Annotated in this window: 26 protein-coding genes; 14 read left to right on the forward strand and 12 right to left on the reverse strand. The window is 69.2% G+C overall.

All coding sequences use genetic code 11. The features are described from left to right. Window positions 1-115: 115 nt before the first annotated feature. Window positions 116-1,366: a hypothetical protein gene (locus BZG35_RS14250; protein WP_077356523.1), complete on the forward strand. Its 1,251-nt coding sequence runs from the start codon at window positions 116-118 to the stop codon at window positions 1,364-1,366. A gap of 48 nt (window positions 1,367-1,414) precedes the next feature. On the opposite strand, the gene BZG35_RS14255 is transcribed toward BZG35_RS14250, so the two are convergent. After that, window positions 1,415-2,149, reverse strand: a complete 735-nt coding sequence (locus BZG35_RS14255) for an SDR family NAD(P)-dependent oxidoreductase (protein WP_077356525.1) — start codon at window positions 2,147-2,149, stop codon at window positions 1,415-1,417. An 83-nt stretch (window positions 2,150-2,232) separates the two neighbouring features. Here BZG35_RS14255 and BZG35_RS14260 point away from each other — a divergent pair, with 83 nt between their 5' ends. After that, window positions 2,233-2,661: a helix-turn-helix domain-containing protein gene (locus tag BZG35_RS14260; RefSeq protein ID WP_077356527.1), complete on the forward strand. Its 429-nt coding sequence runs from the start codon at window positions 2,233-2,235 to the stop codon at window positions 2,659-2,661. A 1-nt stretch (window position 2,662) separates the two neighbouring features. Here BZG35_RS14260 and cysQ read toward each other — a convergent pair whose 3' ends face one another. Further along, window positions 2,663-3,457, reverse strand: coding sequence for a 3'(2'),5'-bisphosphate nucleotidase CysQ (cysQ, locus tag BZG35_RS14265; RefSeq protein WP_077356529.1), 795 nt, complete (start codon window positions 3,455-3,457; stop codon window positions 2,663-2,665). A gap of 64 nt (window positions 3,458-3,521) precedes the next feature. Between cysQ and chpT the strand changes: the two genes are divergently transcribed. The 5 genes from chpT (at window position 3,522) to recA (ending at window position 8,789) form a co-directional block, all read left to right on the forward strand. Further along, on the forward strand, window positions 3,522-4,205 hold the full coding sequence (gene chpT / locus BZG35_RS14270; RefSeq protein ID WP_077356531.1) for a histidine phosphotransferase ChpT: 684 nt from the start codon (window positions 3,522-3,524) through the stop codon (window positions 4,203-4,205). Between the two features lie 90 nt (window positions 4,206-4,295). After that, window positions 4,296-4,667: a PleD family two-component system response regulator gene (locus tag BZG35_RS14275; protein ID WP_077356533.1), complete on the forward strand. Its 372-nt coding sequence runs from the start codon at window positions 4,296-4,298 to the stop codon at window positions 4,665-4,667. 32 nt (window positions 4,668-4,699) lie between these two features. Beyond that, entirely contained in the window at window positions 4,700-5,515 is an 816-nt protein-coding gene (locus BZG35_RS14280; RefSeq protein WP_077356535.1) for a protein-glutamate O-methyltransferase CheR, read from the forward strand. Between the two features lie 88 nt (window positions 5,516-5,603). After that, the gene (locus BZG35_RS14285) at window positions 5,604-7,490 is read left to right on the forward strand and encodes a M28 family peptidase (protein WP_077358170.1); all 1,887 of its coding nucleotides are present in this window, start codon (window positions 5,604-5,606) and stop codon (window positions 7,488-7,490) included. Between the two features lie 216 nt (window positions 7,491-7,706). After that, entirely contained in the window at window positions 7,707-8,789 is a 1,083-nt protein-coding gene (gene recA / locus BZG35_RS14290; RefSeq protein WP_077356537.1) for a recombinase RecA, read from the forward strand. 147 nt (window positions 8,790-8,936) lie between these two features. On the opposite strand, the gene BZG35_RS14295 is transcribed toward recA, so the two are convergent. Then, a complete protein-coding gene (locus tag BZG35_RS14295) occupies window positions 8,937-9,287 on the reverse strand; it encodes a thiol-disulfide oxidoreductase DCC family protein (RefSeq protein WP_077356539.1) in 351 nt (116 codons plus the stop codon). A gap of 143 nt (window positions 9,288-9,430) precedes the next feature. Here BZG35_RS14295 and BZG35_RS14300 point away from each other — a divergent pair, with 143 nt between their 5' ends. After that, a complete protein-coding gene (locus BZG35_RS14300) occupies window positions 9,431-9,634 on the forward strand; it encodes a hypothetical protein (RefSeq protein ID WP_077356541.1) in 204 nt (67 codons plus the stop codon). 100 nt (window positions 9,635-9,734) lie between these two features. Continuing rightward, entirely contained in the window at window positions 9,735-12,383 is a 2,649-nt protein-coding gene (gene alaS / locus BZG35_RS14305; RefSeq protein ID WP_077356543.1) for an alanine--tRNA ligase, read from the forward strand. Here alaS and BZG35_RS14310 read toward each other — a convergent pair whose 3' ends face one another. The 6 genes from BZG35_RS14310 to BZG35_RS14335 form a co-directional block, all read right to left on the reverse strand. Further along, window positions 12,384-12,929 (reverse strand): DUF2939 domain-containing protein, encoded by a 546-nt coding sequence (locus BZG35_RS14310; protein WP_077356545.1) that lies wholly within the window; start codon window positions 12,927-12,929, stop codon window positions 12,384-12,386. Continuing rightward, entirely contained in the window at window positions 12,929-13,507 is a 579-nt protein-coding gene (locus BZG35_RS14315; protein ID WP_253189188.1) for a DUF2939 domain-containing protein, read from the reverse strand. Before BZG35_RS14315 ends, BZG35_RS14310 begins: the two co-directional genes overlap by 1 nt. A gap of 140 nt (window positions 13,508-13,647) precedes the next feature. Beyond that, on the reverse strand, window positions 13,648-14,868 hold the full coding sequence (locus BZG35_RS14320) for an NADP-dependent isocitrate dehydrogenase (RefSeq protein WP_077356549.1): 1,221 nt from the start codon (window positions 14,866-14,868) through the stop codon (window positions 13,648-13,650). Between the two features lie 101 nt (window positions 14,869-14,969). Beyond that, entirely contained in the window at window positions 14,970-16,271 is a 1,302-nt protein-coding gene (locus tag BZG35_RS14325) for an MFS transporter (RefSeq protein WP_077356551.1), read from the reverse strand. Beyond that, the gene (locus BZG35_RS14330; RefSeq protein ID WP_077356553.1) at window positions 16,271-17,632 is read right to left on the reverse strand and encodes a dicarboxylate/amino acid:cation symporter; all 1,362 of its coding nucleotides are present in this window, start codon (window positions 17,630-17,632) and stop codon (window positions 16,271-16,273) included. The genes BZG35_RS14325 and BZG35_RS14330 overlap by 1 nt, the downstream gene beginning before the upstream one ends. A 98-nt stretch (window positions 17,633-17,730) precedes the next feature. After that, on the reverse strand, window positions 17,731-18,714 hold the full coding sequence (locus BZG35_RS14335) for an NAD-dependent epimerase/dehydratase family protein (RefSeq protein WP_077358172.1): 984 nt from the start codon (window positions 18,712-18,714) through the stop codon (window positions 17,731-17,733). A 309-nt stretch (window positions 18,715-19,023) separates the two neighbouring features. On the opposite strand from BZG35_RS14335, the gene BZG35_RS14340 reads away from it, so the two are divergent. Together BZG35_RS14340 and BZG35_RS14345 are read left to right on the forward strand one after the other, a co-directional pair. Beyond that, window positions 19,024-19,236 (forward strand): DUF2945 domain-containing protein, encoded by a 213-nt coding sequence (locus tag BZG35_RS14340; RefSeq protein ID WP_077356555.1) that lies wholly within the window; start codon window positions 19,024-19,026, stop codon window positions 19,234-19,236. Between the two features lie 6 nt (window positions 19,237-19,242). After that, window positions 19,243-20,154, forward strand: coding sequence for an NAD(P)/FAD-dependent oxidoreductase (locus tag BZG35_RS14345; protein WP_077356557.1), 912 nt, complete (start codon window positions 19,243-19,245; stop codon window positions 20,152-20,154). 15 nt (window positions 20,155-20,169) lie between these two features. On the opposite strand, the gene BZG35_RS14350 is transcribed toward BZG35_RS14345, so the two are convergent. Continuing rightward, complete coding sequence (locus tag BZG35_RS14350; protein ID WP_077356560.1) at window positions 20,170-22,053, reverse strand: M61 family metallopeptidase; 1,884 nt, start codon at window positions 22,051-22,053, stop codon at window positions 20,170-20,172. Window positions 22,054-22,214: 161 nt separating this feature from the next. Next, a complete protein-coding gene (locus BZG35_RS18010) occupies window positions 22,215-22,391 on the reverse strand; it encodes a hypothetical protein (RefSeq protein WP_171981970.1) in 177 nt (58 codons plus the stop codon). Between the two features lie 393 nt (window positions 22,392-22,784). Here BZG35_RS18010 and BZG35_RS14360 point away from each other — a divergent pair, with 393 nt between their 5' ends. Next, the gene (locus BZG35_RS14360; protein WP_077356564.1) at window positions 22,785-23,690 is read left to right on the forward strand and encodes a LysR substrate-binding domain-containing protein; all 906 of its coding nucleotides are present in this window, start codon (window positions 22,785-22,787) and stop codon (window positions 23,688-23,690) included. Here BZG35_RS14360 and BZG35_RS14365 read toward each other — a convergent pair. After that, window positions 23,687-24,145: a DUF3617 family protein gene (locus tag BZG35_RS14365; protein ID WP_077356568.1), complete on the reverse strand. Its 459-nt coding sequence runs from the start codon at window positions 24,143-24,145 to the stop codon at window positions 23,687-23,689. The two genes, BZG35_RS14360 and BZG35_RS14365, sit on opposite strands and share 4 nt — an antisense overlap. A gap of 229 nt (window positions 24,146-24,374) precedes the next feature. Here BZG35_RS14365 and rpmB point away from each other — a divergent pair, with 229 nt between their 5' ends. Next, window positions 24,375-24,671, forward strand: a complete 297-nt coding sequence (rpmB, locus tag BZG35_RS14370) for a 50S ribosomal protein L28 (RefSeq protein WP_077356570.1) — start codon at window positions 24,375-24,377, stop codon at window positions 24,669-24,671. A 125-nt stretch (window positions 24,672-24,796) separates the two neighbouring features. After that, window positions 24,797-26,542 (forward strand): M1 family metallopeptidase, encoded by a 1,746-nt coding sequence (locus BZG35_RS14375; RefSeq protein ID WP_077356572.1) that lies wholly within the window; start codon window positions 24,797-24,799, stop codon window positions 26,540-26,542. The last annotated feature ends 3 nt before the right edge of the window (window positions 26,543-26,545 follow it).

The following is a 26,545-nucleotide window of genomic DNA, read 5'->3' on the forward strand; positions in this document are numbered from 1 at the left end:
GGATGGCGTTGCGGCACCGCAACCGGGAACTTCCAGGCGGCGTCGCCTTTGCTACAGTTCGTCCAGACGCGACGAAGCGGTCCCGAACCGGGACAGACGGAGAGACGACGTGGCCATGTTCGAGTTCGGCAGGGACATCCGCAAACTGTTCGGTGAAGCCCGCGACAGCGACGACCTGGGCTGGCTGGAGCTGATCGGCATCGATCTGCTGGCCGTCGAGGCGCGGGCCCTGACCACCGACGGCGGTCGGGTGTCGTGCCGCCAGCCGGGCCGGACCTGGCTTCGGGCCTCGGCCCTGTGGCGGGAGCATGCCCGGCGCACCGGCCACCGCGACAGCCTCGCCAAGGCCCTGGCCACCGCCGAGGATGCCGCCAAGGCGTCGACGACCGAAGACGATACGGCCCGTTCCGGCCTGGCGCGCGCCCTGGCCCTGCTGGTCTCGTTCGATCTTTTCGGCGACCGCGAGACCCTGGAAGAGGCGGCCCATGCCGCGCGCGAGACCCGGCCGCGCCGCCTGGCCACCCTGGCCACCAGCGCCGGGGTCCATGCCCGCATCCGCGCCCGCCAGGCGCGGCTGAGCGACACCTCCGCCGACCGTCTGGACGCTGCCGCCCTGATGGATGCGGCCCTGACCGCCGCCCTGAAACACAATCCGGCCGAAGCCGACGAACTGCGGCTCGACAGCGCCGCCCTGGCGCTGGAGGGTGGCATCCTGCAGCGCGATCCTCGCCTGCTGGACCAGGCCGGGCGGGACCTGAAGGCCCTGGTCGAGGCCTCCTCGCCTGACACTCGCCCCCTGACGCGGGCCCGGGCCCTGGCCCTGTGCGGCGCGGGGCTCTCGGCCCTGGCGACCATGGCGGACGACGCGGGCGCGATCGAGGCCGGACATGCGATGTTCGAGGCCGCCGCCGACCAGTTCACCCCCGACCACAGCCCGATGGACTGGGTCGCCATCCAGGTGGCCCGCGCGGTCGATCCGGCTACCCCTGCCGCGGCCCTGACCCAGGCCGAAGCCCTGACCACGGGCCGAGGCACGGTGCTCGGCGCCTTGGCCGTTGACCTGCTCATCGCCCGCGAGGTCGAGCGGGCCATCGACGCCGGCGACCTGATCGCCCTGACCCGGATCGAGACCCGGATCCGCCGCTGCCTGGCCGAGCGCGCCGGGCCGCCGTCCGCCGTCGACTGGGCGGTCGATCAGATCGCCATGGCCCGGGTCATGATCGCCCGCGCCGGCCTGATGGACGCCGACCCCGGTCAGGCCGCCTTCGTCCTGTCCGAAGCGGCCGAGGCCGTCCGCGACCACGGCGTGCCGGTGCTGGCCGACCGGGCCAAGGGGCTGATGCTGGGCCTGGCGGTCCGGGCCTGAGTCGTCTCGGCATCAGGCCGCGGGGATTCGGGCCAGGGTTCGGATGGCCTAGACCTGGGCCAGCCCGCCGTCGACGAACACCTCGCCCCCGGTCATGAAGCTGGAATCCGACGACGCCAGGAAGGCCGCGACCGCGCCCGTCTCCGACGGCTCGCCCATCCGCCCCAGCACCGTCGAGGCCCCGATGGCCGCCAGGCCCTCGGCCCCCAGGACCTCGGACGCCAGTTCGGTCGTGATCGGCCCGGGCGACAGGACGTTGACGCGGATGCCGCTGCCCTTCAGGTCCAGGGCCCAGCTGCGGGCCAGGTTGCGGATCGCGGCCTTGGTGGCGCTGTAGATGCTGAACGCCGGGGTCCCCATCACCCCCGTGCTCGACCCCGTCAGGATGATCGACCCGCCCGCCGACATCAGCGGCAGGGCCTTCTGCACGGTGAAGACCGTGCCCTTCACATTGATGTCGAAGGTCTGGTCGTAGTGCTCGGGCGTGATCTCGCTCAGGGCGGCGAAGGCTCCGGTCCCGGCGTTGGCGAACAGGATGTCCAACCCGCCGCGCTCGGCCTTCACCGTCGCATAGAGCCGGTCCAGGTCGGCGGGGTCGGTGATGGATCCGACCACCGCCCGGGCGTTGGTCCCAAGTTGCGCCACCGCCGCGTCCAGCTGCGCCGACCGCCGGCCGAACAGGTAGACGAACGCCCCTTCCTCGATGAAGCGTTTGGCCGCCCCGAACCCGATGCCCGTGCCACCGCCGGTGATGACCGCCGTCTTCCCTTGAAGTCTGCTCATGATGTGCTCCTGTCATTGAGTGGACAGAAGCTGGCGGCCTACCCACCTATGGACAAGTATGCACCTTTTGGTAAGTAGGCAGAATGTCCGCTGAACCCGTCGATCCCTCGCCCGCCCAGACCTGCACCCCCACGCTGCCCGGCTTCACCTGCGGCCTGGACGCGACCCTGCGGGTCATCTCCGGCAAGTGGAAGCCGCTGATCCTCTACTTCCTGGCGCAGGGCGGGCCGACCCGCTACGGCGAGTTGCGGCGGGCGATCCGGGACGTCAGCGACAAGATGCTGATCCAGCAGCTGAAGGAACTACAGGCCGACGACCTGGTCCGGCGCAACGACTATCGGGAAGTCCCGCCCCGCGTGGATTACAGCCTGACCCCGCTCGGGCAGAGCCTGGCGCAGGCCCTCGTCGGACTCTGCACCTGGGGCACCGAGAACATGGCGGAGGTTCAGAAGGTCTATGCCCGACGCGAGGCCTTGGCCGCGTCGCGCGCCGAGGGAACGGCCGGCGTCTGACCTAGCCGCCCATCGCCACGAACGGCCCGTTCAGGAAGCCCGGCTTGGCGTACCCCAGCGGCGATCCGTCGGCGGCCAGCACGCGACCACCCGCTGCCTCCAGCACCGCCTGGCCGGCCGCCGTGTCCCATTCCGAGGTCGGGCCAGTGCGGGGATAGGCGTCGAACCGGCCCTCGGCGATCAGGCAGAACTTCAACGACGAATCCGTCCCCTGCCATTTCGTGCAGCCGTGGCGGGCGGCCAGACGGGTCGCCTCCTCGTCCGTCACGCTGTGGCTCAGCAGGGCGATGCCCTCGTCCGGCCGGTTGCGGACCTTGATGGCGCGCCAAGGGTCGTTGCCGCTCTCGGCATAGCGGCGCATCTCGGCCCCGCCGCCTGGCGCCGTGCGCCAGGTCGTGGCCGTCGCTGGGGCGGTGACCACGCCGGCGACCGGACGACCGTCCTGAATCAGGGCGATGTTGACGGTGAAACTCTCCTTGCCCGCCACGAACCCCTTGGTGCCGTCCAGCGGATCGATCAGCCAGAACACCGCGTCAGCGCTGGCCGGCCTGCCCTCGGCCTCCGACTGCTCCTCGGCCACGGCCTGGATGTCGGGATACAGGGCCGCCAGACGCGACAGGATCAGGGCCTCGGCCTGCTGGTCCGCCAGGGTGACCGGGCTGTCGTCGGCCTTGGTGAAGACCTCGCCCCCCGCCCGCCAGAACGGCAGGATGACCCGCGCGGCGTCCTCGGCGATGTCGGCGATACGGTCGTGCAGGGCACCGGAGGCGAGGTCGGAAGCGAGGTCTGAGGTCATTTCGCGGGGGATAGACCATCCGGGGTGGTTTCGCGAAGGGGCAAATCACCCCAGCTTGCTAACCATGACCGATACCGCCTTCGACGCCCCGTTGCAGACTCTGCCGCTGGATCGCCTGCCGATGGATGGCCCCGAACTGGCCAGTCTGATTGCGGCCAAGCTGTGCCACGATTTCATCAGCCCGTCCGGGGCGATCGTCTCGGGCCTGGACCTGTTGAACGATCCGTCGGCGCAGGACATGCGCGACGACGCCATCGCCCTGATCACCGACAGCGCCAAGAAGATGGTCGCCCTGGTGCAGTTCTGCCGCGTCGCCTTCGGGGCCGCCACCACGGCCGAGCGGTTCACGGGCAGCGAGCTCCAGGCCCTGGTCGACGGCGTGACCCAGGGCGGGCGGGCCACCCTGGACTGGCGGCTGGAGGTCGCGGAATACGCCAAGCCCCAGGCCCGGGCCCTGATGAACCTGGCCTATCTGACGATCGCGGCCCTGCCGATGGGCGGCCAGGCCGTCGTCACGGCGCGCGCCGGAGCGGCCGGGCTCGTGCTGGAGGGGGTCGCCGAGGGCGCGCGCGCCCGGCTCAAGCCCGAGGCGGCGACGGGGCTGGCGGGTCAGCGGCTGACGGAAGGTCTTGCGGGCCAGTGGGTCCAGCCCTACTGGCTGTGGCTGACCGTGCAGCAGGCCGGCGGGACCCTGGACGTCGAGACCGTCGACGGTCGTGTGGTTTTGAGGGCAACGATGACGTCTTAATCCAACATCCGAACGGCTCGTTAACCCACGATCGTCGATGATGCCGGGGAAACGGCGGCCTGATTCCGTCCGTTGGGAGAACGACACGCCGTGGACGTCCGGACCTGCCTCATCGTGGACGACAGCCGGATCATCCGGAAGGTGGCGCGTCGCATCGTCGAGGCTCTGGACTTCGAGGTCGACGAGGCGGCCGACGGCATCGAGGCCCTGTCCCATTGCGCCGGCCTGATGCCGGACGTGATCCTGCTGGACTGGAACATGCCGGTCATGGACGGGCTGACCTTCATCCGCCGCCTGCGCGCCCAGCCTAACGGCGGCCACCCCAAGGTGCTGTTCTGCACCATCGAGACCGCGCCCGAGCGGATCGCCGAGGCCCTGGGGGCCGGGGCCGACGACTACATCATGAAGCCGTTCGACGGCGAGATCCTGCAGTCGAAACTGTCCGAAGTCGGAGCCGTCTGAAGCCGCGCCATGCCCTCTTCCGTAGTTCAGCCATGACCGAGGACGATTTCGATCGCTTGCAGGCCCTGCTGGCCTCGCGAGCCGGCTTCCGCCTGGGCCGCGAGCGCATCCACCTGGCCGAGCACCGGCTGGCCCCGGTGGCCCGCCGCGAGGGCTTCGACAGCGTGGACGCCCTGCTGGCCACCCTGTGGGTCAAGCCGGTGGCATCGCTGGGCTGGGCCGTGATCGAGGCCCTGCTCAATCCCGAGACCTGGTTCCGCCGCGACCGCGCGGTGTTCGACACCTTCAGCCGCGAGCTGCTGCCCGCCATCGGTCGTGTCCGGCCCGCAGGCCTGGTCAGGGTCTGGTCGGCCGGCTGCTCCAGCGGACAGGAAGCCTATTCCCTGGCCATGGGTGCGCTGGACGGGGGCGCCAATGTCGAGGTGCTGGCCACCGACCTTTCGCAGCGCGCTCTGGACAAGGCGCGGTCCGGCATCTTCAGCGCCTTCGAGATCCAGCGCGGCCTGTCGGCCCAGACCATGCTGCAATGGTTCGAGCCGGCCGAGGATGCCTGGGCGGCCCGGCCCCAGCTCCGCAGCGCCGTCCGCTTCGCCCGGCACAACCTGCTGGACGCCCCGACCGACGAGGCGCGCTTCGACATCATCGTCTGTCGCAACGTCCTGTCCGAGATGGAGCCGACCCGACGCGGCGCGGTGGTGGACAATCTGGAGCGTCGTCTGGTCGACGACGGCGTGCTGATCCTGGGCATGGACGAACGGATCGACGGCGACACGGTCGCCTTCCGCCCCGTCAACGGCCGCCGCGGCCTCTACGTCAAGGCCCCCTCGGCCCTCAGCCGGGCGGCCTAGGCAGACCCTCCCCCATCAGGTCGGAATTGTACGGTCGACACCACCGCTTCCCGCCCCCTATCCTCCCCGTGTGTCGGGGATGACGATCATGCGGTGGGCGCTGTTTCTGGGATCGCTTGCGCTCGCCCTGATGATCGGCATCTGGGCGCTGCAGGTGCCGGCGCCCCGCGGCCTGGACGCGCCGGCGACCGCCTTTTCGGCCGAACGCGCCATGGCCGATGTCCGCGTGATCGGGGCGCGACCTCACCCGGTCGGCTCGGCCGATCACGCCCGGGTCCAGGCCTGGCTGGTCGACCGGATGCGCGCCCTGGGGCTGAACCCGGTCCTGCAGGCGGGGGCCCTGTCGCCCGCGGCGGTCAACAGCCTAACGCGCTGGGGTGGCGACCCGGCGGCGGCGGACAATGCGGCGGTCAATGTCGTCGGCATCCTGCCAGGGCGCGATCCGGCAGCCGCGGCGGTCGTGCTGATGGCCCATTACGACAGCGCCTGGGGCTCCCCGGGCGCAGCGGATGACGGCGCGGGCGTGGCCGCGGTGCTGGAGACGGTGCGCGCCATCCGGGCGCGGGGCGGAGCGGACCGCACCCTGATCGTCCTGCTGACCGACGCTGAGGAGTTGAATCTCGACGGCGCGCGCATCTTCTTCTCCGAACACCCCCTGCGGGATCGGGTCGGGGCGGTGGTCAATCTGGAGGCGCGCGGCGGGGGCGGTCGGGCGATGATGTTCGAGACCGGACGGGGCAATGCCCAGACCATCGCCCTGTTCGCCCGCGCCTCGGCCCGGGCCGACGGTGGCGCGACTTCCAACGCCCTGTCGATCTTCGTCTACGAGACCATGCCCAACGGCACCGACTTCACCATTCCGAAGAACCGGGGCATCGCGGGGGTCAACTTCGCCTTCATCGGCCGCCCCTCGCAGTACCATTCGCCGACCGCCACGCCCGACAATCTCGACCGGGGCGCGTTGCAGCATATCGGCGCCCAGGCCCTGGAGGCGACCGACGCCCACCTGCGCACTCGGGCCCTGCCGGCCGCAAGCGCCAATGTCGTCTATGGCGACGTGCTGGGACGTCTGTTCATCGTCCATTCGACCGGCCTGGGCTGGACGCTGCTGGCGCTGACGGCCGGCCTGCTGGCCTTCGCGGCCTGGGGCGCGCGCCATGCGACGCGGCTGCCGGCGGCCGACGTCGGGCGCGGCCTGCTGTCGGGTCTGTGGCTGCTGGCCATGGGCATCGTTGTGACCCACGGGGTTCGCGCCCTGGCGGGACCTTCGGCGGCGCGGGCCGAATCGGCCGACGTCTATTACACCCTTCTGCGACGCCTGCCGTGGATGGAGGCGGGCACCGGTCTGGCCGTGCTCGCCGTGGCGCTGGCGGCGCTGGCGGGGCGGGCGGCGCTCGGACCCCGGGTTCTCGCGGGGGTCGTCGTCGCGGCGGTGGCGACGGTCACGCTGCTGAACGGCGTCGACCCCCTGGTGCTCGGGGCCGGCGCGGTGGCCCTCACGCTCTCGCTCTGGAGCCAGGCGGCCCCCCGGACTGTCTGGGGCGGCTGGCTGGGCCTGATGACACTCGTCCTGATCCTGGGCGGGGTGGCCCAGGCCGCAGCCCCCGAGGCCGCGCTGATCTTCGTCTGGCCGGGCCTGCTGGCGGCCCTCGCGGCCGCGGGCTGCGCCCTGATCGGGGCCCGGCTCGAACATCCCCGCGCCCTGCTCCCGGCGGCGCTGGCGACGGTGCTGGGCGGTGCCTGGATCGTCTCCCTGGCCCATCCCGTCTTCCTGGGTGTCGGCATGGACATTCCCGGCGTCCTGGCCCTGATGGCGCTGCTGATCCTGTTGTTCGCCCGCCCCCTGGCCCCGCCCGACGCCCGCGCCACCCTCGCGGCCGCCGCGGCCGCGAGCCTGATCCTAGCCTGCGGCCTGTCGCTCACCGCCCGTTCGGTCGAGCCCATGCCGCCGCCGAGCGCGGACGGCCCGACCTAGGGCAGCCAGAGCTTCTCCGCTCCGCTGCCTCCTACGTCAAAATCGGACGTATGAACTCGATGGGACGGAAAAGAACAAATTGCCAACCGGAACAAACCGTGTACTCTCTGGGCTCACACGGGAGCGGGTCACGGTCATCGGACCGAAGGCGGGCCTCTCCCCCAGCGTCCTCAGGACAGGGTCTCAACGGGAATCATGGCAAGGGAGAGTGGCAAGGTGGCATCGCAGGCGGCATTGAAATTGGTGGGCAAGGACGACGGCGACAAGCAGCGCGCGCTGGAGGCGGCGATCGCTCAGATCGACCGCGCCTTCGGCAAGGGCTCGGTCATGAAACTGGGCAAGGGCGGGATCGCCGACGTGATCCCCTCGGTGTCCACCGGCTCGCTCGGCCTGGACATGGCGCTCGGCATCGGCGGCCTGCCGCGCGGGCGGGTGATCGAGGTGTTCGGCCCGGAATCCTCGGGCAAGACGACCCTGGCCCTGCACACCGTGGCCGAGATCCAGAAATCGGGCGGCACCGCCGCCTTCGTCGACGCCGAACACGCGCTGGACCCCGGCTATGCCCAGAAGCTGGGCGTCAACCTCGACGACCTGCTGGTGTCCCAGCCGGACACCGGCGAACAGGCGCTGGAGATCGTCGACACCCTGGTGCGTTCGGGAGCCGTGGACATCGTGGTGGTCGACTCCGTCGCCGCCCTGACGCCGCGGGCCGAGATCGAGGGCGAAATGGGCGACAGCCTGCCGGGTCTTCAGGCCCGTCTGATGTCGCAGGCCCTGCGCAAGCTGACCGCCTCCATCTCCAAGTCCAACTGCATCGTCCTGTTCATCAACCAGATCCGCCACAAGATCGGCGTCATGTACGGCAGCCCCGAGACGACCACGGGCGGCAATGCGCTGAAGTTCTACGCCTCGGTCCGTCTCGACATCCGCCGCACGGGCGCGATCAAGGACCGCGACGAGGTCGTCGGCAACACGACCCGGGTCAAGGTGGTCAAGAACAAGGTCGCCCCCCCGTTCCGCGAGGTCATCTTCGACATCATGTACGGCGAAGGCATCTCCAAACTGGGCGAGATCATCGACCTGGGGGTCAAGGCCGGCATCATCGAGAAGTCCGGCTCCTGGTTCAGCTACGATTCGACCCGGATCGGCCAGGGCCGCGAGAACGTGCGCGCCTTCCTCAAGGCCAACCCCGACATGGCTGACGCCATCGAGGACCGGGTGCGCAAATCCACCTCCAAGATCGCCGAGGAGCTGCTGGGCTCGCCCGAGCCGGACGAGGGCCAGGACCTCGAGGGCTAGAGGAAAGGCGGACCTGGAGGTCCGCGCTCCACGAACACTCCGCCCGGCTGGTCCCCGCGACCCGCCGCCGACCCCCGCGGGGCTCGGGCCGGGCGGAGTCAGGCCGCCCGGCGCAAGCCGGGCGGCCTTCTTTCTTCCCCGCGCGCCTCAGCGGTCCCGCAAGGCCCGCTGCAGCCGGGGCCTGACCCGCAGGAACGCCACATACAGGCGCTCCAGCACCTCCAGGACCCGCCGGTTGCGCGCCAGCCGCCCCAGCGGGGCCAGCACCGGAATGGCGCGCCACATGGCCGCGAACGCCTCGGCCCCCGAGACCAGCCGCCCGTCCTCGCGCGCATGGAACCGGGCCAGCAGGTCGGCGCGGTCGATCGGACACTGCCCCTGCCCCGTCGCCACATCGATGAAACGGATGGCTCCACGCCGGTCCAGCCGGCGCATCAAGGCGATTTCGCGCCGACACAGGGGGCAGTCCCCGTCGAACCAGACGTCCAGCGTGTTCATGCCCTCCCCCTTAGACCCGCTGGCCGGTTTCGTCGCCGCGCCGCGACGCCGCGCTCTGCCCAAGGCCGTCGTGGACAAAACCCGATAAACCGCTTGAACCTTCCGCCCGGTCGGTGGTTCTTCGACCACTCAAGGAGACGACCATGGCCGACAGCGACATCCAGACCCTGACCCAGTTCAACCTGGCCGAGACCGACGACGGCTATCTGCTGGAAATCGGCGGCGACGACGGCAATGTGATGCGACTGGCGGCCTCGGCCGAGCAGATCGACGCCATCATCGAGGCGCTCGACGCCCTGCTGTCCGACGAGGACGACGCGGTCGACGCCGTGGACGACGCCGACTGAGGTCCCCCCGGCGCGGAAAGCCTTGGCTGACCGCGCCGCCCGTCTCTATATGCGTTTCCCCACGCCCCGCTCTCTCCCGCGCGCAGCCGACTGAAACGCCATGTCCAGCCTGAAACAGATCCGTTCGACCTTCCTCGACTTCTTCGCGGCCGACGGTCACGCCAAGGTTCACTCGGCCCCCCTGGTGCCGCAGAACGACCCGACGCTGATGTTCGTCAATGCGGGCATGGTGCCGTTCAAGGACTATTTCACCGGCGCGGCCACGCCCCCCTACCCGCGCGCGACCAGCTCGCAGAAATGCGTCCGCGCGGGCGGCAAGCACAATGATCTGGACAATGTCGGCTACACCGCCCGGCACCTGACCTTCTTCGAGATGCTGGGCAACTTCAGCTTCGGCGACTATTTCAAGGACCACGCCATCGAACAGGCGTGGAAACTGGTCACCGAAGGCTACGGGCTCGATCCGAACCGGCTGCTCGTCACCGTCTATATCGACGACGACGAGGCCGCCGCGATCTGGAAGAAGGTCACCGGCTTCGGCGACGACAAGATCATCCGCATCGCCGGCTCTGACAATTTCTGGGCCATGGGCGACAACGGTCCCTGCGGCCCCTGCACCGAGATCTTCTGGGACTACGGTGACCACATCGCCGGCGGCCCTCCGGGTTCGCCCGACGAGGACGGCGACCGCTATGTGGAGATCTGGAACAACGTCTTCATGCAGTTCGAGAAGGAGAACGACGAGATCGTTCGCAGCCTTCCTAAGCCCAGCGTCGACACCGGCATGGGCCTGGAGCGGATGACCAGCGTGCTGCAGGGCAAGAACTCGGTGTTCGACACCGACCTGTTCCAGACCCTGATCGCCGCCTCCGAGGACGCCACCTCGACGAAGTCGGAAGGTGACCGCGCCGCCAGCCACCGCGTCATCGCCGACCACCTGCGCTCCTCGTCCTTCCTGATCGCCGACGGCGTCACGCCGTCGAACGAAGGCCGGGGCTATGTCCTGCGCCGCATCATGCGCCGCGCCATGCGCCACGCCCACCTGCTGGGGGCCGCAGATCCCCTGATGCACCGTCTGGTCCCGACGCTCGTCAGCGAGATGGGCGAGGCCTATCCGGAGCTGGCCCGCGCCCAGGCCTCGATCGAGGACACGCTGAAGCAGGAGGAGATCCGCTTCCGCACCACCCTCGGCCGCGGCATGGGCCTGCTGGAGGACGCCACGCGCGACCTGTCCGAGGGCGGGGTCATCCCCGGCCAGACCGCCTTCACCCTGTACGACACCTATGGCTTCCCGCTGGACCTGACCCAGGACGAGGCGCGCCGGCGCGGCTTCACCGTCGACACCGCCGCCTTCGATGCGGCCATGGAACAGCAGAAGACGCGCGGCAAGGCCAACTGGAAGGGCTCCGGCCAGTCCGCCTCGACCGGCGAATGGCTGGCGCTGAAGGACCGTCTGGGGCCGACCGTCTTCACCGGCTATGACGCCGTCGACGGCTCGGGCGAGGTCCTGGCCATCCTGAAGGACGGCAGCGCCGCCGACAGCGTCGAGACCGGCGAGACCGCCGAGGTCCTGTTCGACCAGACCCCCTTCTATGGCGAGGGCGGCGGCCAGTCCGGCGACAAGGGCGAGATCGAGTGGGAGGGCGGCAGTGCCCGCGTTCTCGACGTGCTCAAGCCCACCGGCGACCTCTATGCCCACACCGTCGAGGTCATCGCCGGCAGCCTGACCGTCGGCACCCGCGCTCAGCTGCGCGCGGCTCCCGAGGCGCGCCTGACGACCCGCGCCAACCACTCGGCGGCGCACCTGCTGCACGCGGCCCTGGCTCATGTGCTGGGCCCGCACGTGGCCCAGAAGGGTCAGCTGGTCGACGCCGACCGGATGCGGTTCGACTTTAGCCACAATGCGCCCGTGACCGAGGCCGAACTGGCCGCCATGGAGGACGAGGTTAACGCCGTCATCCGCCAGAACCTGCCCGCCGAGACCCAGCTGATGGCCCCCCAGGAGGCCATCGCGGCCGGCGCCATCGCCCTGTTCGGCGAGAAATACGGCGACGAGGTCCGGGTCCTGACCCTGGGCCGGTCGCTGGTGGATGCGGCCAAGCCCTATTCGGTCGAACTGTGCGGCGGCACCCATGTGGCCCGCACCGGCGACATCGCCCTGTTCAAGATTGTGTCAGAGACGGGCGTCGCCGCCGGCATCCGCCGCATCGAGGCCCTGACCGGCGAGGCCGCCCGCCAGTATCTGCTGGCCCAGGCCGGGGTGGCCAGAACCCTCGCGCAGTCGTTCAAGGTCCAGCCCCTGGACGTCCCGGCCCGGGTCGAGGCCCTGGTCGCCGACCGCCGCGCGCTGGAGAAGCAGGTCGCCGATCTGAAGAAGCAGCTGGCGCTGGGTGGCGGCGGCTCGGCCGCGGCCGCCCCGGAGGAGATCGCCGGCATCAAGCTGATCGCCCGCATCCTGGACGGCGTCGACGGCAAGGGCCTGCGCGGCGTGGCCGAAGACTTCCGCAAACAGGTCGGCTCCGGCGTGGTGGCCTTGATCGGCGTCACCGACGGCAAGGCGGCGGTCACCGTGGCCGCGACCTCGGACGTCACCGACCGGGTCAACGCCGCCGACCTGGCCCGCGCCGCCGTGATTGCCATGGGCGGTCAGGGCGCGGGCGGCAAGGCCGACTTCGCCCAGGGCGGAGCGCCGGACGGCTCGAAGGCCGAGGCCGGCCTGGCGGCGGTGCGGGCGACGCTGGGGGGCTGATCAGCCCTCCGGCAGGTCGATGCCCGTCAGCCGCCAGTCGAACAGACCCTGGCGCGTCAGCAGCAGCTTCAGGGTCTGGTTCGGCCGTTCGACGTTGGTCAGGCGGACGGCGAAGGTGTTCAGGTCGCGATAGCCGTAGCTGCGGCGGATCTCGGGGCTGTCGTTTTCGGCCGGGGCTGGCGCGGTCGCGCCCTCGGTCGGATCGGGCACATCGGCCGTCCGCACCATGGCGGCGACGGTCGGCGCGGTGACCAAGGCGTCCACCGCCCCCCCGACCAGCATGGGTGCCAGCATCATGCCCAGCCCGCCCAGACCACTGTCGCGCACCCGGGGGTCGGCCTGGGCCTCGGCCATCAGTCGGGCGGTCAATTCGTCCTTCAGACTGTCGCGGAAGGCCGGGAAATCCACCATCCGCTCCAGCCCCGCCTCGTCGCCGGCCTCCGCCGCCGCGACCAGGGCCCGAACCGTCAGCAAGGGACTGCCGAAATAGGCGACCAGGAAGCCGATCACGGCCAGCCCGATCAGTCCCTTGAACAGGCGCGTCATCAATTCGTCTCCGGGGTCGGGGTGGTCGTGGTCGCTCGGGGAGCCGTCGCGCGGGCAGGGGCCGGGGCGGCGCCATCGGGCAGGCCGATATGCACCAGCCTCCACTCGAACGGGCCGCGCCGCTCGAAGGTGAAGGCCGTGTCAGCCCCCGCCGCATTCCTGACCGCCATGCGGGCGCGGTTGACACCCCAATAGGTCGGCCGGGGCCAGGGGGCGGGATCGGCGTCCTTGGCGAGGGTCGGCGTGCGCAGGAGGGCTGCCCGCCCCTCCCCCCGGGTCAGGCCGTCGATGGCGTCAGGCGTCAGATAGGCGTCGGGGTTCGGCCCCTGGGGCGCGACCGTGTCCTGGAACTGGCGGCGCACCGCCCCGATCGGATCGGTCATGAAGGACGGCGGCGGGGCCAGGGCCTCGGCCCGCGCCGACAGTTGAGGCCGCAGTGAAGCGCGCACCGCATCGAAATCGACCAGCCGCTGCAGGCCTGCGACATCGTCGACCTGGGCCGCCGAACGGATGCCGAAGAAGGCGACCACCGGGGCGGCGAAGAACGACGCCACCGCCGAGGCGATGACAGTCAGCAAAAGCCTTCCTAGCATGATCTTCACGCGGTGGTCTCCCCTCCTCCGGCGTCCACAGCATCATGCACGGGCGAAGCCTCGGCTCAAACGAAACCCCGCCGGAGAAGCTCCGGCGGGGTCGAAATATTCCGAACCGTGATCGCTCAGCCGATCTCGGGCAGGGAGGCCTTGAGGTTCTCGGCCACCTTGTCGAGGAAGCCTTCGGTGGTCAGCCAGCCCTGTTGGTCGCCGACCAGCAGCGCCAGGTCCTTGGTCATGTAACCGGCCTCCACCGTCTCGACCACGACCCGCTCCAGGGTGGCGGCGAAGGTGGCCAGTTCGGCGTTATCGTCCAGCTTGGCCCGGTGGGCGAAGCCGCGGGTCCAGGCGTAGATCGAGGCGATGGAGTTGGTCGAGGTGGCTTCGCCCTTCTGGTGCTGGCGGTAGTGACGCGTCACCGTACCGTGGGCGGCCTCGGATTCCAGCACCCGGCCGTCCGGGGTCAGCAGGACCGAGGTCATCAGGCCCAGCGAGCCGAAGCCCTGGGCCACGATGTCGGACTGGACGTCGCCGTCATAGTTCTTGCAAGCCCAGACGAAGCCGCCCGACCATTTGATCGCCGCGGCCACCATGTCGTCGATCAGGCGGTGCTCATAGGTCAGGCCCTTGGCCTTGAACTCGGCGGCATAGTGCTCGTCGAACACGGCCTGGAAGATGTCCTTGAAGCGGCCGTCATAGGCTTTCAGGATGGTGTTCTTGGTCGACAGATAGACCGGATAGTTGCGCTGCAGGCCGAAGGCGAAGCTGGCGTGGGCGAAGTCGGTGATCGAGTCGTCCAGGTTGTACATGCCCATGGCCACGCCGGCCGAGGGGAAGTCGAACACCTCATAGTTCTGCTCTTCGCCGTTGGCGCCGACCCATTTCATGGTCAGCTTGCCGGGGCCGGGGACCAGGAAGTCCGTGGCCTTGTACTGGTCGCCGAAGGCATGGCGGCCGACGACGATGGGCTGGGTCCAGCCGGGCACCAGGCGCGGAACGTTCGAGCAGATGATCGGCTCGCGGAAGACCACGCCGCCCAGGATGTTGCGGATCGTGCCGTTGGGCGACTTCCACATCTTCTTCAGGCCGAACTCCTTCACCCGGGCCTCGTCCGGGGTGATGGTGGCGCATTTGACGCCGACGCCGTGGGTCTGGATCGCGTGGGCGGCGTCGATCGTCACCTGGTCGTCGGTGGCGTCGCGGTTCTCCATCGACAGGTCGTAGTAGTCGAGCTTCAGGTCGACGAACGGAAAGACCAGCTTGTCCTTGATCCACTGCCAGATGATGCGGGTCATCTCGTCGCCGTCGATGTCGACGATGGGATTGGCGACCTGGATCTTGGCCATGGGAGGGTCCTTGGATGCTGGAAAAACAGGGAGGTGGCGGGCGGTATAGCGAGGCCGGGGCCGGGACGCAAAGGCGGAGCGCGAGCGGCCCTCGCCCTCGCTCAAGCGTCGCCGGAACCCGACCCCGCCTTGCCGAGCGGGGCCGTTTCCGGGGCCAGGAAGAAGATCGGGATCACGGCCAGGGCCACGACGGCGATCATCGCCCCGGGGGCCACGCTGGATCCGGTGCGGGCCACAAGCAGTTCGGCCACCCAAGGCGTGAAGCCGCCGAACACGGCCGTCGCCGCCGTCGCGCCCAGCGCCAGCCCGGTCAGCCGCCCCTCGCCCGGGAACTGTTCGGCGGTGGCCACCGCGCCCACCGCGCTGACCCCGCCCGCCACCCCCGCCAGGACCACGGCCCCCAGCAGGGCCCGGGCGGTGGTCCCCTCGCCCATCAGCCAGAACATCGTCATCGGCAGGACGGCGGCGCAGACGGCCAGTCCGATCAGCACGGGCTTCCGCCCGATGCGGTCCGACAGCAGACCGGCCAAGGGCGTCACGGCGATCACCACCACGGCGGCGATCGTCGCCAGCCATAGCGCCTCGGTCTCGCCGAACGCCCCGGCCGAGGTCAGGAAGGCGGGCACATAGGTGATGCCGACATAGTAGGTGATCGACCCCAGAGCCGAGATGGCGAAGGCCCGCGCGATGCCGACGCGGTGATGCGTCAGGGCGTGTCTCAGCGGATGGCGGGGCACGGTGCCGGCGGCCTGCTGGCGTTCGAAATCGGGGGATTCCTGCATCGTCGACCGGGCGATCCAGACGCTGCCCGCCAAGGCCGCTCCGATCAGGAAGGGAATGCGCCAGCCCCAGCCGTCCAGATCGGGCGGGCTCAGCAGATGCACGGTCAGGGCCGAGATGCCGACGGCCAGCAGGGCCCCGATCTCGCTGGCGGCCGAGGCGGACGAGGCGACCAGGCCACGCCGATGCGCCGGGGCTCCCTCCAGCAGATAGGCGACGACGCCGGTGTATTCGCCCCCGACCGAGAACCCCATCACGCAGCGGATCAGCAGCAGCAGCAGCCCCGCCGCCGGCCCGATCTGGGCGTAGGTCGGCAGCACCGCCGTCGCCAGCATCGCGGCCGTCATCAGGGCGACCGACAGCAGGAGCGCGCGGCGTCGGCCCAGCCGGTCGCCGATATGGCCGAACACCACCGCCCCGATCGGCCGCATCAGATAGGCCACCGCGAACCCGCCCAGGGTCACCAGCAGCGAGCCCTCCCCGCCGCCGAAGAAGACCCGCGACAGCACCGTGGCCAGATACAGATACAGGGTGAAGTCGTACCATTCGACCACGGTCGAGAAGGCCGCGATGGCCATCGAGCCCCGCGACATCGGCCGGTGCACGGGGAGCGAGGTGTCCATCAATCCTTCGTCACGACCAGGTCGTCACCCGGGCCGGCGGCCGGATCGGGCCCCGCCGCCAGGGCGCGAGGCGCGCCGTCCAGCGCCGCGCGCAGGGCGTCGCGGTCTAGCTCGCCTTCCCAGCGGGCGACGACGATCGTGGCCACGGCATTGCCGATGAAGTTGGTCAGGGCCCGGCACTCGCTCATGAACCGGTCGATGCCCAGGATCAGCGCCATGCCCGCGATCGGCACGCTGGGCACCACGGCCAGGGTCGCGGCCAGGGTGATGAAGCCCGCCCCGGTGATGCCCGCCGCCCCCTTGGAGCTCAGCATGGCGACCAGCAGCAGCAGCACCTGGTCCTGCAGGCTGAGCTCGATGTTCAGCGCCTGGGCGATGAACAGGGCCGCCATGGTCATGTAGATGTTGGTGCCGTCCAGGTTGAACGAATAGCCGGTCGGCACGACCAGGCCGACGACCGACTTGGACGCCCCGGCCCGCTCCATCTTTTGCAGCAGGCTGGGCAGGGCCGCCTCCGACGAGGAGGTGCCGAGCACCAGCAGCAGCTCCTCCTTCAGATAGCGGATCAGCTTGAAGATCGAGAAGCCGTTGGCCACCCCGACCAGGCCCAGGATGCCCAGCACGAAGATGGCGGCGGTCAGGTAGAAGGTGGCGACCAGGGCGATCAGATTGACCACCGTGGCGATGCCATAGGCCCCGATGGTGAAGGCGAAGGCCCCGAACGCCCCGATCGGCGCGGCCTTCATCAGGATGGCGACCAGTTTGAAGAAGGCGGTCGAGACCGCCTCCAGCAGGGTCAGCACCGGCTTGCCCGCGTCGCCCACGCTGGCCAGGGCGATGCCGAACAGCACCGAGACGAACAGCACCTGCAGGATGTTGCCGGTCGAGAAGGCGCTGACGAAGGTGTCGGGAATGACGCCCAGCAGGAAGCCGATCAGGGTCGTCTCATGGGCGGCGGTCGAATACTGGGCCACCGCCGCCGGATCCAGCGTCGCCGGATCGATGTTCAGCCCCCGCCCCGGCTGGATCAGATTGCCGACCACCAGGCCGACGATCAGGGCCAGGGTCGAGAACACCAGGAAATAGCCGAAGGCCTTGGCCGCCACCCGCCCGACCCGGCCCAGGTCGCGCATGCCGGCGATGCCGGTGACGATAGTCAGGAAGATCACCGGGGCGATGATCATCTTGACCAGTTTGATGAAGCCGTCGCCCAGCGGCTTCAGGCTCTCGCCGAACGCGGGGAAGAAATGCCCGATCAGCCCGCCCAGCACGATGGCGGCCAGGACCTGGGCATACAGGTGCCGGTACCAGGGGCGGTGCGGCGCTGGGGTCGGCGGGGAGGATGGAACGGGTCCGGCCAAATCGGTCTCCTGCGGTTCAGCCCCTTTCGAACACGATAAGCGACGCAAGCACCATGATTTTTCGCCTTGGGGCCAGCCGATGCGGTCTCGTGGGCCGGTCAGCCCCGGGCCTGATTCCGTCCGTTCCAGCTGCGCCACCAGTCCACGAACCGGGGCAGGCCGTCGGCCAGGGCCACCTTGGGCGCATAGCCCGTCAGGGCCTGCAGCTTGCCGATGTCGGCATAGGTGGCCGTCACGTCGCCGGGCTGCATGGGCCGCATGATCTTGATGGCCTCGCGGCCCAGGGCCAGCTCCAGGATGGCGATCATGTCCATCAGTCCGACCGGCTTGGAATCCCCGATGTTGTAGACCTCATGCCCGCCCCGCTCCGGCGGGTGGTCCAGCACGCCCAGCACCCCGTCGACGATGTCGTCGATATAGGTGAAGTCCCGCGCCATCCGGCCCTCGCCATAGACGTCGATCGGCTCGCCCCGCATGATCTTCTCGGTGAAGTCGAAATAGGCCATGTCGGGCCGACCCATCGGCCCGTAGACGGTGAAGAACCGCAGCCCCGACTGGGGAAAGCCGTACAGGGCCGCATAGCTCTGGCTCAAGAGTTCGCACGAGCGTTTGGTGGCGGCGTACAGCGACACGGGCGAGACGGTGGGATCGTCCTCCCGGAACCCCGCCCCCTCCAGCGGCCGGTCGCCGTAGACCGAGCTGGACGAGGCATAGACCAGATGCTCGACGCCGCCGTGTCGGCACGCTTCCAGCATCGACAGATGCCCCGCCAGGTTTGATCGCTCATAGGTGAAGGGGTGGTCGATCGAATATCGGACACCCGCCTGGGCGGCCAGATGGATGACCTGTTTGACGCCGTTGTCGCGAACCAGGGCCGCCATCACCTCGGGTTCGGCGATATCGGCCTCGACCATCCGGAACGCCGGAAAGGCCGCCAGACGCTCGGCGCGCAGCCGTTTCAGGGCCGGATCATAATAGGCGTTGAAGATGTCCACGCCGATCACGGACCGACCCTCGGCCAGCAGACGTTCGGCGACATGCATGCCGACGAACCCGGCCGCGCCCGTGACCAGGACAGGCATCGCAACTTCCTCCGACTCGGCGACGGCGGCGTCGCGCCACGCTCCCATGCCGCCAGGCCGCGCCCTTTTTCAAGCCCGGGCTGGGGACAACTGAATCCGTAGGCGGCACGTTCTTCTCGTGAACCGCTTGCTCGCCCACGTGTTTCGACAACCTGTGCGCGTGAGGCTTGGTATGGCGATGAGTTGGGATGAGGAGACGGAGGCGCTTGTCCAGCGGTGGATCGTGACCTTCTGCGAGATGCCGATCATCGTCGATCCCGTGTTGATGCGCGCTGTATTGGACGGCCCCCTGCCGCAAGAGGACAGACGATGACGGACAAGACGTTCAAGGCCGGCGATACGGTCGCCTGGGACCACAGCCAGGGCACGACCAAGGGCAAGGTGGTCAAAAAACTGACGTCGCCCACCAAGATCAAGTCGCACAAGGTTGCGGCGTCGAAGGACAATCCCGAATATCTGGTGGAAAGCACCAAGACCGGTGCCAAGGCGGCCCACAAACCGTCGGAACTGCGCAAGGCCTGACCTCAAATGACCGATCGCCCTGATGTCGATGTCCTGATCGTCGGCGCGGGGCCCGCGGGACTGACGGCCGCCACCTATCTCGGACGATTCCGGCGCTCGGTCCTGGTCGCCAACGGCGGGGACGCTCGGGCCAGCTGGATTCCCCTGAGCCACAACATGCCCGGCTTCCCGGCCGGGATCACCGGCGACGCCATCCTGCGCCGGATGCGCGAACAGGCCGAGGAATACGGCGCGGTGGTCGAGGACGGCCGGGTCGAGGAGCTGACACAGGGCGAGACCGGCTTCGTCGCCAGCCTGAATGGCCGAACGATCACGGCCCGCGCCGTGCTCGTCGCGACGGGGGTCGTGGACCACCATCCCGACCTGCCGGGGGTCGAGCGGGCGATCGAACGGGCCCTGATCCGCATCTGCCCGATCTGCGACGGCTTCGAGGCGACCGATCAGCGGATCGCCATCATCGGCGATAGCGACGCCGGGGTGCGCGAGGCGGCCTTCATGCTGTCCTATTCGGACCAGGTGACGCTGATCCACACGGGCCCGTCCGAAGCCCTGACCGAACGGGACGCCCTGACGCGACTGGGCATCCAGCTGGTCGAGACCGCGATCGAGAATGTCCGCATCGAGGGCGACCGGGTCACCGCCCTGTGCTGGAACGGGGCGTTCAGCGCCTTCGACACGGTGTATTCGGCGCTGGGCACCACCGCGAACAACAGCTTGCTGAAAGGCATAGGCGTGCGGGTGGCGGAGGACGGCCGCGTCGAGACCGACCTGCACCAGACCACCAGCATCCCCGGCCTCTATGCCGCCGGGGACGTGGTGCGTGGGCTGAATCAGATCGCGGTGGCCACGGCCGAGGCCGCGGTCGCCGCCACCGATATTCACAACAGCCTGCGCCGGGCCGACGGCCTGACCGTGTGAGCCGGTAACCGTCCCCTATTCAACGCCGAGCCAGGATGCACGGAAAGCGCGCTGCGCGTCGGTCAGCGCGCCACCGGTCGCTTCGGCGCGAACGATCTGCAATGCGGGATCGGCGGCCAGGCGCACAGCCACCGTGCGCTCAACGCCGCGCTGCAGGAAGCGGATCTGCACCGTGTCGCCCGGCTGACGCGCCCGCAGCATCCCCGTCCAGTCGGCGTCGGAGTCCATCGCCGTGTCGTCCACGCTGACGATCTCGTCGCCGCGATCCAGCCCGGCCTCATAGAGCGGCGTCTGCGGTGCCGGGGCTTCGGTCACCATCAGCGCCGTCCCCGTGGCGCGGATCGGAGCCGCTGCCGCCCAGGCCGCCTCCGGCCGGGCCGGCGCGAGAACGAGCCCGGCCTGGGCCAGCAGGGGCGCGAAGTCCGGCAGGGCGCTGCCCTCTACACTGGTCGCGAAGAAGGCGTCGGCGAACGCCTGGTCGCCCGTCACGGCCCCGAGCACGAGGCGAAGGTCGTCGGGCGTATAGGGCCGCTCGGTCACGCCGTGCACCTGCCACATCCGACGCATGTAGTCGTCCAGCGTCACCCCCGGGAACCGCTCGCGCAGACTCAGGTCCAGCGCCAGGGCGACGATCTGGCCGTAGGGGTAGTAGGAGGTGGAGATGTTGGGATTGGTCGGATCGATGGCCGCCGCCGCGTCCGCGAACGGGGCGCGCAGGCTCATCTCCTGCGGCGATCCATAGGCCCGCCCCGGCGCGTTGACGATGCCGCTCAGCGTCCGCGAAAGGTCCGCCAGAAAGGCGTCGACGGTGGACTCGCCGGCCCGCCGGATGGCCAGGGGGCCATAGTAGTTCGTGAACCCCTCGGCGAACCACAGCGAGGGCGTCGGATTGGCGCGGGTGAAGTCGAACGGCTCCAGTTCGGCCGGGCGGATCCGCTCCACGTTCCAGGCGTGGAAGAACTCGTGGCTGAGGGTGCCCAGCTGACCGAAATTCGTCTGCTGAAAGGACCGTGTGCTGCTGATGACGGTGGAGTTGCGATGCTCCATGCCGTCGCCGGTGACATGCGGCAGGTAGTCGGCGAGGAAGGTATAGGTGCCGTAGTCGAAGTCCGGCACATCCCCGAACACGGCGATCTGCTGGTCCACCACCTTCTTGGCCTTGGCGGCGAAGGTATCGACCTCGGCCTCCGTGCCGGCATGGTGCACGGTCAGCCGGATCGTGCGCGCCACCCCGTCGTCGTCGACCTGCCACGCGCGCACCGCGTGGGCGCTGAGCTCGGTCGGGCTGTCCATCAGATACTGCAGGTCCGGAGCCGTGAAGGTGTCGGCCGCCGCCGTGGGCTCCAGCTGGGTCGCGATCGTCCAGTCCGGGGCATAGGGCCGAAAGCGCACGAGGGCCGGACGATCGTCGAACCCCGTCGCCCACATCAGGGTCGCGGGCATGTTCAGATGGGCGTGGGTCGCGTCGATCTGCGAATAGGTGCCGTCCGCCCGGTCGGCGTACAGGGTATAGGTCAGCACGACCGTGCCGTCGTGGCCCGGAACCGTCCAGCCGTAGGGATCGGTGCGTTGCAGCGACAGGGGCCGTCCGGCCCCGTCCGTGGCCGAGACCGAATAGACGTTCTTGGCGAACTCATGCAGCGCGTAGCGGCCTGGCGAGGACCGGGACATCTGCACGCGCAGCGGTCGGTCGCCGATCTCCCGCCAGGTCACCGTGATCCGCGCCTCCTGGTGTACGGCATTGTCGAACCGCAGGTCATATTCGACGGGCGCGCTCGCCGCCGCCCCTGCCCTCGCCGCCTGGGCCCCCGCCGTGTGGGCCCCCGCTGTGTGAGCCTGGGCCAGACCGCTCCAGCCCACCAGAATTGTCGTCGCTAACGCCCAGACCTTGGTTTGCATCGTTCTCATCCCCCTCAGGGCCGGACGGCCGCTGATTTCCCGAGGTTACCGGTTGCCTGAACCGCGATCCATTTGCCAGAACCGATCGCGATCGCCGATAGGCCGGATCGCGTTCGAGAAGCCGAAGGCCTGACCGCGCGGGATGAGATGAAGCCGTCGCCCTAAGGAGTCAGATAGCCGACTGCGCCGATGACGAGGTTGATCACCTCTCGCCAGACGATGCCGACCAACAAGCCGATCATGATGAGGATGATCGAGGTCTTGAGCGAACGCCCCAGTGTCGTCGCGCCTTCGCTCTCGACACCCAGTTGAGACAGAGATCTACTGTGCTGCGCCACCCGTCTTCCCCCCATGCGGTGAAGACATGATGCAGGCAATCGCAAGCCGCCGCGTCGTCACTTGTGGTGATCAACTTCAACAGAGACTTATGGTCGAGAACGATACCGCGCGCGGATCGCGAACGCACGGCAAGGACGATCAGGCGGACCAGCCCTTTGGGGAACGGCTGCTCCAGGGCGTGACCACGCCGCCGCGAGAGGCCGGTGTGCGAGTCCGGAGGCGCGTCACGGCCTCCAGCAGCAAGCCGAATCAGCCCAAGGGAGGTTCCTTATGGGTGCGATACATCTCTTCCACGACGTTCTCCTTGGTGAAAGGCTTTGTGCAGTGCGTAATCGCCGCTTGAGCCGCGGATCGCAAACCAGTAGTAGTCGAGTCAACACCTAGGGGACCTTATGTCAGATCCACTGTCCGGCCTGCCGTTGTCCTCCATCCGCGTGTTCGAGGCGGCGGCGCGGCTGAACAGTTTCACGCGTGCCGCGGAGGAGCTGGGCATGACCCAGGCGGCGGTCAGCTGGCAGATCAAGGCGCTTGAGACACGGCTGGGGCTGAGCCTGTTCCGCCGTCTGCCGCGCGAGGTGCGGCCCACGGAGCCGGGCGAACGGCTGTCGCGCGCCGCCACCGAGGCCATCACCATCCTGAGACGCGCCTTCGCCGAGGTGACGGAGGTCGATCAGGGCGTTCTGACCGTCACCACCCTGACCACCCTGGCGACCCAGTGGCTGGCGCCGCGACTGGGGACCTTTCAGCTGGCCAACCCCGGCCTGGCGGTGCGGCTGGACACCAGTCCGACCATCGTCGACCTGGCCCGATCGAACGTCGACGTCGCCTTGAGATCGGGCGACGGGGAATGGCCGGGGACCGAGGCCGCCCTGCTGATGCCGAGCGTCTTCGTGCCCCTGTGCAGCCCGGTTCTGTGCGCCACCCTGAACCTGCAGCGACCGGAAGACCTGCTGGACGCGCCCCGGGTCGGCGACGAGAAGGAATGGGCGGCCTGGTTCGCCAACGCCGGGGTCACGCCGCCGACCACGCCGGCGACCCGGCTGCGCGCCGATATCCAGGGGCTGGAGGTGGCCGCCGCCCTGGGTGGACAGGGCATCGCCTTGGGGTCTCCCATCCTGTTCGCGCGCGAGATCGCCGCCGGCCTGCTGACCCGCCCCTTCCCCCAGACGGTGACGCTGTCCCAGGGCTACTGGATCGCCTGGCCCGAGGACCGGCGGCGGTCGCGCAAGATCGCCCGCTTCCGCGACTGGCTGCTGGCCGAGGCGGCCGCCGACCCCGCGATCATCGCCGCCCTCTAGAAATACTCGGCGTCGGCCGGGCAGACGGCCGCGATGCGACGGGCCGTGATACTGGCCGGCAGATAGGGCGTGCCGCGCGCCAGCTGGGCCCCGCCGGTGAAGCGGAAGGTCTCGGCCTGGTAGGGCCCTCTCAGGCGGACGTTGACGCGGCGACCGCGCGGGTCGGTGCAGGTTCCCTCGAAGCGGGCATTGCCGTTGCCGACCTCGCGGGTCGGATAGACGCAGCGCCAGCGCCGGGTCGACAGGCCGCCGAAGAACCGGTTGATCTCGCTGGGCCGCACGCATTTCTGTTCCGTGCTTCGGATGCCCACCGCGCTGGTGGTGTATTCCCAGTAGCCGGGCAGGACCTCGCTGGTCGGGGCCTGGGCCGAGGACGGCGCGGCCAGCAGCAGGGCCCCTGCGAGGGCGGGGGCGGCGACGGCGAGGGTGCGAACAACAAGGGCGGGCAGGGTCATCGGCGGTCTCTCGTTCGGGACGGTCCCGACTATCCTAAGCCGTGGACGATGGCGATTGAACGACGCATGAATGAAGGACGTGCTCGCCCAAAGGATCATGTCCAGCCTTGACGGCGCGGGATCGGTTCCTCTATACGGCCCCCTCTCGCGCGGGGAGCCACCCCGCGCGCATTTGTTTCATGCGTCCCCCATGCTTCGGAACGGACGCCGTGCTCTTAAGGATCTGACGATGTCGCGTCGTTGCGAACTCACCGGTATCGGCCCCATGGTCGGTAACCTGGTCAGCCACTCGAACATCAAGACCAAGCGCCGGTTCTTGCCGTCGCTGAAGAAGGTCAAGCTGGCGTCGGAAGCCCTGGGGCAATCCTACACCCTGCGCATCTCGAACGCGGCGCTGCGCACCCTGGACTTCAAGGGCGGCCTGGATCCGTTCATCGTCAAGGCCGACGACGAGAAGCTGTCGGTCGCGGCCCAGCGCATCAAGCGCCAGGTCAAGGCCAAGCTGGCCGAGCAAGCCGCCGCCTGATCGGCCCCGGCGGCCCCGCCGCTGTACATTAAATCTGCGAAAGGTCGGGCCGAAAGCCCGGCCTTTTTCTTTGCGCGCGGCCGATGCGCCCCTAGTCTGACCGGATTGTCTTTCGGGGGTTGCCCATGTCTGTCTCGTCTCGCCTGATCGTGCCTGCGGTCTCGGTCCTGCTGCTGGCCTGTGCCGGCGCCGCCATGGCCCAGGAGGGCCCGGCGCGGGTCTCGACGCCCTTCACGCTCGAGACCGACAATCCCCGCACCCCCGAGCAGGAGGCCGTGCGCTTCGACAAGGCCGACCTGACGATCAAGGTCCTGCCCGATGACAAGGCCATCGACGGCGTGGCGGTGCTGGACTTCACCGTCACCGCCCCCATTCAGCGCCTCGCGGTCGAGCTGGACACGCTCTACGTCATCTCGGAGGTGCGGCTGGACGGCGCGGTCGTGCCGGCCGACCGCTGGTCCAACCCCGACGGCCGCCTGACGGTCGAGGTGCCGACCGGCCTGGCGGAGCGCGACACCCCCACCCTGACCATCGCCTATGCCGGTCAGCCCCGCGTCGCGCCGCGCTCGCCGTGGGACGGCGGCTTCGTCTGGTCGACCGCCCCGACGGGCGAGGCCTGGGTCGGGTCGGCCATGCAGCTGAACGGCTGCGACCTGCTGTGGCCCTGTATCGACAACTCCAATGCCGAGCCCGGCGTCGTGGATCTGCACGTCGTCACCCCGGCCAATGTCATGGCCCCGGGCAACGGCGTCTTTCAGGGCATGACCGACAACGCCGACGGCACCAAGACCTGGAGTTGGCGCGCCGAGCGGCCGAACATCTATGCCATCAACATCAACGTCGGCCCGTATGAGGAGGTCACCGCCCCCTACGCCAGCCGGTTCGGCAACACCTTCCCGATGTCCTACTGGCACCTGCGCTCCGACGACCCGGCCAAGGTGGCGCGGCTGTTCGCCGAGTTCGCGCCGATGCTGGACTTCTTCGAATCGACCGTCGGCCCCTATCCGTTCGGCCATGAGAAGATGGGGGTGGTCGAGACGCCGTACCTGGGCATGGAGCACCAGACCATCAACGCCTACGGCAACGCGTACAAGGTGGACGGCCACGGCTACGACACCCTGCTGCAGCACGAGTTCGCCCACGAGTGGTTCGCCAACCAGCTGACCAACCGCAACGCCGACGACATGTGGCTGCACGAAGGGCTCGGCAGCTATATGCAGCCGCTCTACGCCCGCTTCCTGCACGGCGAGCGCTACATGCAGGCCGAACTGAAGGATCAACGCGAAGGCTTGGCCAACCAATTTCCGGTGGTGTCTCGCACCAACCGCACGGTCAACGCGGTCTATGGCGGATCGGAAGGTCCGGGCGGCGACATCTACAACAAGGGCTCCCTGATCGCCCACACCCTGCGCATGACGATCGGCGACGACGCCTTCTTCGAGGTGATCCGCCGCCTGGTCTACGGCCGGCCCGATCCGCGGCCGGGTAATTTCGCGCCCCAGCTCAGCTCGACCGTCGAGATGAACGCCATCGTCAACGACGTCACCGGCCAGGACTATGACTGGTTCTTCGACGCCTATCTGTACCAGGCCGCCCTGCCGGTGCTGAACCAGACCCGGTCCGGCGATCAGCTGACCCTGTCCTGGACCGTCGGCGGGGACGGCGCCTTCCCCATGCCGGTGGACATCGAGGTCGACGGCCAGGCCCGGACGGTGCCGATGACGGACGGCCAGGCGACCCTGACGGTGCCGGCCAAGGCCCTGATCCTGATCGACCCGGACAACAAGATCCTGCGCCAGCTGGATTTCCAAGACGACTACGCCGCCTACAGGCGCGAAGCCCGGGCGGCGCGCACCGCGACGGCCGACTGATCG

Source organism: Brevundimonas sp. LM2, assembly GCF_002002865.1.
Taxonomy (GTDB): Bacteria; Pseudomonadota; Alphaproteobacteria; order Caulobacterales; family Caulobacteraceae; genus Brevundimonas.